Annotated in this window: 6 protein-coding genes; 4 read left to right on the top strand and 2 right to left on the bottom strand. The window is 60.3% G+C overall.

The window, feature by feature from the left end:
• The 4 genes from ACYZT3_RS14950 (at position 1) to ACYZT3_RS14935 (ending at position 8,219) form a co-directional block, all read left to right on the top strand.
• Complete coding sequence (locus ACYZT3_RS14950; RefSeq protein WP_282378142.1) at positions 1-498, top strand: TPM domain-containing protein; 498 nt, start codon at positions 1-3, stop codon at positions 496-498.
• A 189-nt stretch (positions 499-687) separates the two neighbouring features.
• Entirely contained in the window at positions 688-942 is a 255-nt protein-coding gene (locus ACYZT3_RS14945; RefSeq protein ID WP_282378140.1) for a heavy-metal-associated domain-containing protein, read from the top strand.
• Positions 943-1,058: 116 nt separating this feature from the next.
• Positions 1,059-2,288 carry an MFS transporter gene (locus ACYZT3_RS14940; protein ID WP_462030187.1) on the top strand — a complete coding sequence of 410 codons (1,230 nt, stop codon included), beginning with the start codon at positions 1,059-1,061 and terminating at the stop codon, positions 2,286-2,288.
• A 564-nt stretch (positions 2,289-2,852) separates the two neighbouring features.
• Positions 2,853-8,219, top strand: coding sequence for a putative Ig domain-containing protein (locus tag ACYZT3_RS14935; protein ID WP_462030186.1), 5,367 nt, complete (start codon positions 2,853-2,855; stop codon positions 8,217-8,219).
• 90 nt (positions 8,220-8,309) lie between these two features.
• Here the strand turns inward: ACYZT3_RS14935 and ACYZT3_RS14930 are convergent, their stop codons facing one another.
• Positions 8,310-9,680 carry an HlyD family type I secretion periplasmic adaptor subunit gene (locus ACYZT3_RS14930; RefSeq protein WP_282378136.1) on the bottom strand — a complete coding sequence of 457 codons (1,371 nt, stop codon included), beginning with the start codon at positions 9,678-9,680 and terminating at the stop codon, positions 8,310-8,312.
• Entirely contained in the window at positions 9,673-11,394 is a 1,722-nt protein-coding gene (locus ACYZT3_RS14925; RefSeq protein ID WP_462030185.1) for a type I secretion system permease/ATPase, read from the bottom strand. The genes ACYZT3_RS14930 and ACYZT3_RS14925 overlap by 8 nt, the downstream gene beginning before the upstream one ends.
• Positions 11,395-11,795 lie beyond the last annotated feature (401 nt).

The raw sequence follows: 11,795 nt of genomic DNA, 5'->3' as shown, positions 1-11,795 counted from the left end.
ATGAATATCAAACGCATTCTGAACCATCTTGTTATGACCCACTGGCAGGTCAATCGGGCATTTCCCCGCGAAACGTTGATCGTGATCGAACAAGCGATCAAAGCCAGTGAGGCTGCACACACCGGAGAAGTCCGTTTCGTTGTTGAGGGCGCCCTGGATAGCACACCGCTTTTCAAGGGCCAGTCCGCGCGCGAGCGCGCTGTCGATGTTTTTTCGCAGTTGCGTGTATGGGACACCGCTTGCAATAACGGTGTGCTGATTTATCTATTGCTCGCTGACCGGGACGTGGAGATTGTTGCCGATCGCGGGATACACGCGAAAGCAGGCACTCAAGAATGGCAAAGCATTTGCCTCCAGATGGAAGCCGCCTTCAAACAATCCAATTACGAAGGCGGCGTAGTCAGCGGTGTTCAGGCGGTTACACAGCATTTGACGAAACACTTTCCCGCTGCCGGCGGTGACCAGAATGAATTACCAGATAAACCAATGGTTCTCTGAGGAGCCCTTATCGTTGAGTGCCGACCAAAAAACTCAAGCACGCTCAGATGACGTGGTTAGATCCAAAGCAATCCCCGAATCAAGTAATCCGGAGCAAACTGATCTGCATACAAATGTGAGCCACTGACGGGAGACTAAGAACGTATTACAACGATGTTTGTATTCCCTATCATGAAAAGGAGTATCACCATGCAAAGTGAAACGTTGAATGTAACCGGTATGACGTGTGGCGGCTGTGCCAGCAATGTGGCGAACGCGCTGAAAGCAATTCCCGGAGTTGATGACGTAGTAGTGTCGCTCTCGACCGGCGAGGCTGCCGTGCGTTATGACGAGCAACTCACCTCTCTCGACCAACTGAAATCGGCCGTGAAAGGCGCGGGCTATGGAGTGAATGCGGCCAAGGCCACGCCCAATCATCAACCCAAGGGCGGTTGCTGCAGTTAACTCGCCCCTATGATGCTCAGACGTCGGACCGCAGGCATGACTCGATGGCCTGCGGCTACATGAGGGCCACTAGCGCGCGCTCAGCACATTTGCCCGTAGCGACTACGGCCGCGCTTATGCTCAGCGTGTTCACTGTGTCGGTTGGCTTCGGCATCGTGCTTCCGCTTTTACCCTACCTAATTGAGCGGCTGTTGGGAGCTGAAGGTGATGCAGCGCTAGTTTCCCAGCACACCGGGTTACTGACTGCTGTCTACACTCTCTCACTTTTTCTGTTTGCGCCCATGTGGGGCCGACTTTCCGACCAGCGCGGCCCGCGTGGTGTACTACTTGTTGGACTTCTCGGCGTTGGCGTAACCATGTTGGTTTTCTCTTTTATTGAGAGTCTCGTCGCTGTTTACGCCGAGCGCTTCATAAGCGGTATGTTTGCCGCAGCGGTGACGCCCGTAGCAGCGGCTGTATTCGGCAACGTCACGACGACCGAGCAGGGACGGGCCCGTCGGCTTGCGTTCGTCAGCATGACAGGGATTAGCGGCTTCCTGCTTGGACCAATGCTGAGCGTGTTCGTAACGCGTTTTGCCGCCGATACCTTCAGCCTCGCCTTGCCGGCAGGATCGATCGCGGTTCCGCTCGCGGCGACGGGACTGTTCGCCTTTCTAGTGGCCGCTGCAGTTGCGTTTTCAGTACCAAGTATCGAAGGACTTGGTCGGTCAAAGCAGACATCTAATACCTCGGCCAATCAAAAAGCATGGCTTGTTCCAAAACTCCTCATCCTCACTTTCATCGTTTCGGTCGGCGTCGGGGCCTTCGAGGTCGGGCTCGCACTGCGTGGCAAACAGGAACTAGGTTTGAGTCCATATCAGATTGCGCTGATGTTCACCGAGTGCAGCTTGGTCATGTTTGGGGTGCAAGCAATCGTATTCTCACCCTGGTTTAAGCCGGCCACGACCCGCTGGCTCATCGCACCCGCCCTCTCCGTGCTGGCAGCTGGATTGCTCCTCGTCCCTTGGGCATCTAATTTTATGTTGATGCTGGTCGTGATCGGTGCGGTCGCTGTCAGCGCCGGCATCCTGTCGCCGATCCTCACTTACTGGATCTCAGCCAAGGCTGGCAGCGCGCAAGGCTGGGAACTCGGCAAGCAAACGGCAGCGTCCAGTCTTGGGACAACCTTAGGGTCGGCGGTCGGTGGAATCCTCTACAGTACTGACTTTCTGCCTGGTGCCTCTTTCATTCTGAGCGCGAGCCTCACAGCGCTTGGCTTCTTGCTAAGCCTTGGGTTGCCGCATTTACTAATGCTTCCTAATTTATTCTCTTGTTTGATATCCGAGGGATCGAGCAAGCAAAAATGAGAAATATAGAGCGTTAGATTTCTCGAGGGATGAAAAGTACGGATGAAAGAGTTCCTTTTAGTCGTTCTGCAAGAGGGCGCTAGGCAGCCTTGGCTGCTCCGCGAGTCTCTCAACGGCTACGTCTTGCTTCTACTCATGCGCCGTTTCAAACAATTCGAACCGTGGGCAAGCCGAAGATCAACGTAAGCGCTCCATAAACCCCACCAACTTCAAAATGGGTGGCGTGCTCAGCTGGATGATGCCGGCGGAGCCGTGACTTGTGGCCGCGTCTTTTCCATCCAGCTTTTCAACTGGGCCAGCACCGGCAGGCTGTGCTCGTAGCTTCGCCTCGACGAACTTGCGCCGCGCGTGCGCCCAGCAGGGGCATCGCTCGCCACCTGAGCGAGCGTCAACAGAACGTTACTTTTTCGAAATACTTCACAACCACTGATCAGTCAGTCCGATTTTTTTGACACTTCCCCGATACGCGGTCATAACTTTTGCGCTCCGGTGGGTCATAACACGGTGGTCGTCGATGGAATATTGGCGTCTAGCGAGTTTTTAGCCTAATGCGGAGATAAGCTCATGATTTTCAATGTGCAAAATTTTGGCGCCAAAGGAGATGGCATCACAGACGACACGGCGGCGATACAAAGTGCGATTGATGCGGCGTCCGCTGCAGGCGGTGGGCAGGTGTATATGCCGACCGGAACTTACATCGTTTCGGGAGGTGAGGAACCCTCCGACGGCTGCCTGATGCTCAAGAGCAACGTCTACCTGTACGGCGACGGCATGGGCGAAACCACCGTCAAGGTGGCTGACGGCTCCGACACCAAGATCACGGGTGTCATCCGCTCGGCCTATGGCGAAGAAACCCACGATTTTGGCGTCAGCAACCTCACCATCGACGGCAACCGTGACAACACCACGGGCAAGATCGACGGTTGGTTCAACGGCTACATTCCCGGCGAAGAAGGCTACGACTCCAACGTCACCCTCGACAGCGTCGAGATCAAGGATTGCTCCGGGTACGGTTTCGACCCCCACGAGCAGACCGTCAACATGGTCATCAAGAACAGCGTGTCCCACGGCAATGGCCTGGACGGCTTTGTTGCTGACTTCCTCAGCGACAGCACCTTCGAAAACAACGTCGCCTACGACAATGACCGCCACGGTTTCAACGTCGTCACCAGCACCCACGACTTCACCCTCACCAACAACGTTGCCTACAACAATGGTGGCAATGGCATCGTGGTGCAGCGCGGCAGCGAGGACATCCCCTCCCCCAGCAACATCACCATCACCGGTGGCGAGGTGTACGGCAACGGCGCCGAAGGGGTGCTGGTCAAACTGTCCAGCGACGTGACCGTCAGCGGTGTCGACATTCACGACAACGCCAGCGCCGGGATCCGCATCTACGGCAGCAACCACGTCGAGATCATCGACAACACGCTCAACAACAACTCACTGGGCGGCGCTGTACCCGAGATCATCATCCAGTCCTACGACGACACCCTGGGCGTGTCCGGCAGGTACTTCAACGGCAGTGATAACCTCATCCAGGGCAATATCATCAGCGGCAGCGACCTGTCGACCTACGGTGTTGCAGAGCGCAATGAAGACGGCACCGATCGCAACGCCATCATCGGCAACACCATCAGTCACACCAGTAAAGGTGCCACGCTGGTCTATGGCGACGGTAGCTACGTCAGCGCCACAGCGCCGATGACCACCGTGCAAGGCACGGCTGGCAACGACACCCTGTTGGGCAGCGCCGCCAGCGAGATTTTCTACGGCGCAGCCGGCAACGACACCATCAATGGCGGGGCCGGTGGCGACATTCTGGTGGGCGGTGCAGGCATCGACAAACTCACCGGCGGCACGGGTGCCGATACGTTCCGTTTCATCGCCCAGTCCGACAGTTACCGCAACGCAACCGCCAGCTTCGATGACACCCTTACCGACTTCGACGTCACCCAGGACAAGATCGACCTCGCCGGCCTCGGCTTCACCGGCCTGGGTAATGGCCGTGGCGGCACCTTGCAGGTCAGCTACAGCGCCAGCAACGACCGCACCTACATCAAGGACTATGATGCCGACGCCAGCGGCAATCGCTTCGAGCTGATTCTCTCGGGCAACCTGACCAGCACCCTGACCGCCAACAACTTCATTTTCAATCGGGTGGTCACCGGCACCAGCGGCAGCGACTCGCTGTTGGGCAGTGATTCGGCCGACACCTTGCTCGGCCTGGCGGGCAACGACAGCCTCAGTGGCGGCGCGGGCGACGACAAAATTGACGGCGGCGCCGGCATGGACACCCTCACCGGTGGCACCGGAGCGGACACTTTTGTGTTCTCCAACCGCCTGGACAGTTATCGCAACTACAACACCGGCGGCGCCAACCTTGGCGACCTGATCACCGACTTCGATATCACCGCCGACAAGATCGACCTCTCGGCCATGGGTTTCACCGGCCTGGGGGACGGCAAAAACAACACCGTGTACCTGGTGCTCAACACGGCCGGCACCAAGACTTACATCAAGACCCTGACTGCCGACGCCAGTGGCAACCGCTTTGAAGTGGCGCTGGATGGCAATTACCTCGACAAGCTGACCAGCGCCAATTTCGTCTTTGCCACTTCGCCAACGGTCAACCATGCGCCGGTGGTGGCAACGGCGTTGCTGGATCAGAGCGCCACTGAAAACACCCCGTTCAGCTACGTGGTGCCGGCCTCCAGTTTTACCGATCCGGATAACGACAGCCTCAGTTACACCGCCAAACTGGCCAATGGCAGCGCCCTGCCCGGTTGGCTGACCTTCGACGCCGCCACCCGCACCTTCAGCGGCACACCAAGCGACACGGCATCGGGCACTTACTCCATACAGGTCACCGCGTCCGATGGCAGCAATGCAACCGTCAACGACAGCTTTACCCTGGCCGTACAGGACGTACCCGCCGCACCCACTGTGATCAATGGCACGCCGAACAACGACACGCTGACGGGCACCGCTGCCAACGAACAACTGTTCGGTGGCGCCGGTAACGACACCCTTAATGGCGGCGCCGGCAACGACATTCTGGTCGGCGGCACCGGCGCGGACAAACTCACCGGCGGCGCGGGTGCCGACGTATTCCGCTACACCTCAAAACTCGACAGCTACCGCACCGGGTCCACCAGTGCCAGTGACCAGATCCTCGATTTCGATGTGGCTGTCGACAAGATCGATGTCTTGGCACTCGGCTACACGGGCCTGGGCAATGGCCTGAACGGCACGCTGCAAGTGACCTACAGCGCTTCGAGCAACCGCACCTACCTCAAGGATCTCACCGTCGACGCCAACGGCAACCGCTTCGAAGTGTCGCTGGCGGGCAACCTGGTGAACAGCCTGACGGCGAGTCATTTTGTCTTCGCCGACCAGAACACCCCCAGCAATGTAGCGCCGGTGGTGGCCATCCCCCTCCTCGACCAGAACGCCACCGAAAGCACGCCGTTCAAATACGCTGTGACCCACGACAGCTTCACCGACGCCAACCAGGATGTGCTGACCTACACCGCGACCCTCGCCGACGGCAGCGCCCTGCCCGCATGGCTGAGTTTCAACGCCACCAGCCTGACGTTCACCGGCACGCCGATCAGCACGGCGTCCGGTAATTACAACGTACTGGTCAAGGCCGCCGATCCTTCAGGTGCGTCGGTCAGCGACAGCTTCGCCCTGGCGGTGGCCGATGCGCCCGCCAACACCATCACCGGCACCAACAACGCCGAAAGCCTCAACGGCACGGCGGGCGCAGACCTGATCCTCGGCCTCGGTGGCAACGACACAATCAAAGCCGGCACCGGCGCGGACATCGTCGACGGCGGCGCTGGACGCGATTCGCTGTACGGCGACGACGGTGCCGACACCTTCCGCTACACCAACGTACTCGACAGTTACCGCGACTACGACACCGGCGGTGTCACGGCGACCGACACGGTCTACGACTTCACCGCGGGCGTCGACAAGATCGACGTTTCAGCGCTGGGCTTTCTCGGCCTCGGCGATGGCAGCAATGGCACGCTGTACATGACCCTCAACGCGGCCGGCGACAAGACCTACATCAAATCCGCCGAGGCCGACGCCGATGGCAATCGCTTCGAAATCGCCCTCAACGGCAACTACCTCAACACCCTGACCGCCAGTGATTTCGTGTTCGGCGAGCGCGCCCAGCAAGACATCCTCTACCTACCCACACTCGGCCAATCCAATGCGCGCCTGCTGCGCATGACGGAGGACGACGATCAGTCCGGCACCTCGATGCTGGTCAAAGACCTGGACCGCTACACCCCCTATGACGTGCGCAGCCAGTTCACCGACGCCGATGGCAATGGCATTGACATCGCGGTGGGTGGCAGCACGGTCAATGGCCTGTCGACCCTGGGCGCCGAGCAACTCAAGTTGTGCTGGTGGCTGACCGACACCAACCAACCCGGGCCTGCGCTGTTGCGTGCCGTGGCGTTGCTGCAGGAGCAGCTCACCGAACTCAAATCCATTGATAACGTCACCATGGGCATCATCTGGGGCCAGGGCGAGGAAGCCGCCCAGGAGATCGCCCGCGCCACGGACAAACCGGCGGCAGCAGCGGCGTACAAGGCCGCGACCCTGAACGTGTTTGATTACCTGCATGCCCAGTTCGGCAACTTCAGCGTGTACATGATGGAAACCGGTCACTACGAGCAGGACGCGGCGCGTGCCCGTGGTTATTCGGAAGAGAAAATCGCCTCCATCGTCGAGGGTGTCGGCTATGTCCGCGCCACCCAAGAGGCCATCGCCGCCGAGCGTGCTGACGTCAAGCTGGCGGTGGACTACACCGACCTGCCCTTGCGCTACGAGGTTGATCCGCTGGTGTACCCGGACGACGTCTGGCACCTGCACGAGGAATCGGCGGAAATCGTCGGCCAGCGCCTGGCCGATTACATTGCCAATGACCTTGGCTTCCAGGGCAACCCCAATGACAACAACAGCGTGCAGGCCATTTTCGACAACGCTCAGAACCAGGGCGGGATGATTTCCGGCACTGATCAGGCGGATACCTTGGTGGGCAGTTCGGGCAACGACACACTGGATGGCGACCTGGGCGCCGACACCATGACCGGTGGCGATGGCAGCGACACTTACTATGTCGACAACGCCGACGACACCGTGATCGAGACCAACAGCAATGCGGTGCCCGGAGGGATCGACAGCGTGCACAGCAGCCTGGCGGCCTACACCCTCGGCAACAACGTCGAGAATCTGTATGTCGACAGCGCTGGCGCCGCCAATGGCACGGGCAACGCGCTGGACAACACGCTGTTCGCCGGTGCCGGCAACAACGTGCTGGACGGGCGCGATGGCAATGACACGGTGTCCTTCGAGCGTGCCTTGGCCGGCGTTACCGTAAACCTCTCGACGTCCGCACAACAAAACACCGCCGGGTCTGGGCTCGACACCTTGAAATTCTTCGAAAACGTGACGGGAAGCGCCTACGCCGACAGTCTGTCGGGCAACAGCGCCGCGAACATCCTGAACGGAGGTGCCGGTAACGACACGCTGGTGGGTGGTTCGGGCGATGATCGGCTGGTGGGTGGTGCCGGCACCGACAACCTCACCGGTGGCACTGGCGCGGACACCTACGCGTTTGGTGCGCTGTCGGACATGGGCGTCGGGGCTTTACGCGATGTGATCAGCGGTTTCAAAACCGCCGAGGGTGATCATCTGGATTTCACCAGTCTGGACGCCAATCCGCTGACCGCCACCCTCGACGCCTTCATGTTCATCGGCAGCAACGCCTTCGACCCCACCAACGCCACCGGCCAAATACGCTTTGCCGATGGCATCCTCTACGGCAGCGTCAACGCCGACGCCACCCCCGAGTTCGAATTCGAAGTGGTGGGCGTCAAGGAGCTGCAGGCCAGCGATTTCACAGCCTGACCTGATGAGGCGAGGGGATTGATCCCCTCGCCACAGCGGGTACACAAACCCGGATGCACACCGAACCATAGCGGCAACGGTGGGGCATGCTCATTCCTCTTTGAAGGCCGCAAGCAAGCGTTCACGCAAAGGTTTCATCAGGTAATTCATCAAGGTGCGTTCCCCCGTCACCACCGTGACATCGGCGAGCATGCCGGGGCGCAGCAGCAGGCCGGCGGCCTGCAGCGAGGCGACGGTGTCGGCGGGAATTTCGACCTTGGCGGAAAAATACGGCTGGTGCGTCTGTTCATTGATCAACTGGTCCGCCGACACCGTAGTCACCGTGCCCGTGACGGTCGGCGTATCCACCCGTTGCAGCGCGGTGAAATGCACATGCACCGGCAGACCCGGGCGCAACTTATTGGCCATCAGCGGCTCGAAACGCGCGGTGATCGCCATCGGCGCATCCAGCGGCACCACCTGCATCAGGGTTTGGCCGGCCTGCGCAACGCCCCCGACCGTATGAATGCTCACGTCCATGACCTGCCCGGACGCCGGCGCACGGATCGCACCGTTGTCGACTTGAAACTGCAAGGCATGAATCTGATCGGCATAACCTGCCGCCTCGGCAGAGACCTCGCTGAGCTGGGTTTCAGCATCGCGGCGAAATTCCTGCTGCGCCTGCAAAGCCTTGAGCCGGCTTTCGTTGATCGCCTGGCGAGTCCTGCCGACATCGCCCACTCCAGAGGAAATCTGTCCAGCCAATTGGGCAGCGTTGCGCTCGGCCTCGAAGAGTTTGTTGCGCGGAATGTAGCCTTCAAGGGCCAAATTACGCAGGCCTTCCAGCTCCTGCTGCTGGAAGCGCATCTGCGTATCGTAGTTACGCTTGACGCCTTCGTAGCCGAGCAATTGCTGCTGCAATGCCGCGGCTTCGTGTTCGATGATCTGCAAGCGACTGCCCAGCTCTGCACGGCGGGTCAGAAACAACTGGCTCTGCAAGGCCATGGCAGCCTTGACCCGCGGCTCGTCGGCGCGTTCCAGCAGTTCAGCGGGCCATTGGATCTCGGCTGAGCCCAAGCGCTCGGCCATCAACCGCGCCTCGACGCTGCGATCGTTGAGCAACTTACCCAAGGTCACGTCCAGTTGCGACTGTGCCTGCACTGTATTGAGCTGCACCAGCAACTGCCCTTGGGTGACGCGGTCGCCATCGCTGACCAGCAGCTTTTCCACCACCCCACCAACCAACGACTGCACAGCCTTGCGTTCGCCCGCCACCACCACGGTGCCGCTGCCCACGACACCCTGGTCGAGCGGCGCCAGGCTTGCCCAGAGCAGGAAGCCGCCCAGCGTCAAGACCAGGAAAGCCACGCCATAGCGAGCAGCCCCCCCGGCGTCGGTACTGGCGCGGGGCTGCAGTGTGGTGCCGCGCACACTCAGTCCCTGCTCGTTGTACGTTTGTGCCTCTGTGGTCAGATCACGCATCTCTGCCAGCCTCCCTGACCGCGGCCGGTCTTGGCCCCGGCCTCAATGCCTTGAGCACCCGATCCCTTGGACCAAATGCATGTTGAGTGCCGTCCTTGAGCACCAGGATGTGATCGACCACCGCCAGCACATTAGGCCGGTGGGTAATCAGCACCACGGTGCTGCCAGCAGCCTTGAGCGCATTGATGGCCTGCACCAGCGCCAGCTCTCCGGCTTCATCGAGATTGGAGTTGGGCTCATCGAGCACGATCAGCGACGGGCGCCCATAGAGCGCGCGAGCCAGACCGAGGCGTTGCTTTTGTCCACCGGACAAGCCAAGCCCGCCGGGGCCCAGCGGCGTGTCGTAACCCTTGGGGAATTTCAGGATCATCTCGTGAATGCCGGCGTGACGCCCGGCGGCGATGGTCTTGTCGGCGTCCTGCTCGCCGAAGCGAGCAATGTTGTCGGCCACACTGCCGTCGAACAGCTCGATGTCCTGCGGCAGGTATCCAAGGTGCGGGCCCAGGGCGTCGTGGGACCATTGACTGATCTCGGCGTCGTCCAGGCGCACCGACCCGCCCATGGCCGGCCATACCCCGACCAGCGCCCTGGCCAGCGTTGATTTACCACTGGCGCTGGGGCCGACGACGGCGAGCACATCACCTTTGACCAGGCTGAAATTAATGCCCCGCAGGATCGGTTGCGAAGCGCCGGGCGGGCCGACATACACCTGCTCCAGGCGCACCGCGCCGGTGGGCGGTGGCAAAGCCATGCGCAGGCGCTCGCGCGGATGCTGGGCAAGCAGTTGGCTCAGGCGCTGGTAGCTCTGGCGGCCGGAGTTGAATTGCTTCCACGAGCCAATGGCGATTTCCACGGGCGCCAAGGCACGCCCCAGCAGCAGCGACATCGCAATCATCATGCCCGCCGACAATTGGCCCTCCAGCACCAGCAACGCCCCCAGGCCCAGGGCCAGCGACTGTCCGGAGATGCGCACAAAACGGGTCGTCGAAGTGATACGCGCGCTGCGGTCGCTAGCATGGGACTGGGCGGCAATGATGCGTTGCTGCAGCAGGCTCCAGCGCTGGCGCAACGGCCCGAGCATGCCCAAGGCCTGGATGACTTCGGCATTCTGTAGCGTGCTGTTTACATAGATCGACGACTGCACGCCTAGGCGATTGGCTTCGCCCAGGCGCGTGCGAGTCGCTAACTCGCCCCACAGCGCCAGGCCGATCAGTACCAGCGCCAGAACCAGCGTCAGCACGCCGAACCAGGGATGAAAGATGAACGCCACCAGCACGAAGATGGGCAACCACGGTGCATCCATCAAGGCGATCAGGCCCTGGCCGGTGATCAACTGCCGCAGCGTCGCCAGATCGGTGAGCACCTGCGCCGGGTTGGCGTTGTGCTCGCGCAGGCTGCGGGCGAAGGCGGCGTCGAAAACCCGCTCGCCCAAGGCCTCGTCCAGCCCCGCGCTCATGCGAATCATCACCTCGCCGCGTGCCCACTCGATCAGGGCGCTGAACATGAACAGTCCCAGGGCGATCAAGGTGAGCATGAACAAGGTGGTTTCATTGCGGCTGGTGAGGACCCGATCGTACACCTGCATCATGTAGAGCGAAGGCACCAGCACCAGCAGGTTGATCGCGCCACTGAACAGCGCCAGCGACCAGAACACCCGGCGATAGCTTAATAAAGCGGCATCAATGTCATGACGCGGATCGAGAAGCAAACCCATAGAGTGTCGCTCGCAAATGGAATAGTCGGTCGAAGACGCAATCCATCGCGAGCTTTTGCCCTGAGGCATTGGAGAAAACACTAAACGTAGGCTGACGTGCCGCTATCAGAGACGACCACGTCGCTACCGCCAATTACTGACAACGTGACCACGGGTTAGTGCTGGTTCGACGGGCTGGGGTTTCATGTGGGTGACGGGCGGGAATGTTGCATTCATTCGGAATGGGGCACGAAATCTCATGAACATTCAACATTGCTCATACGTTAAATGATGCATTGGAGTCCGCCCGTCCCTTCCAGATGCTCACACCGCCCTCAGTTGCTGAAGAGGGTCTAGGATGCGATGAATGGCGAGCTTGAATGGGCGCCCTTCGTCACTCACGCCATGCCGCTGGCGCGAAT

It is taken from the genome of Pseudomonas sp. MDT1-16, from assembly GCF_054898115.1.
The sequence above is the reverse complement of the archived record's forward strand: the minus strand, read 5'-3'. Positions and strand labels throughout refer to the sequence as shown.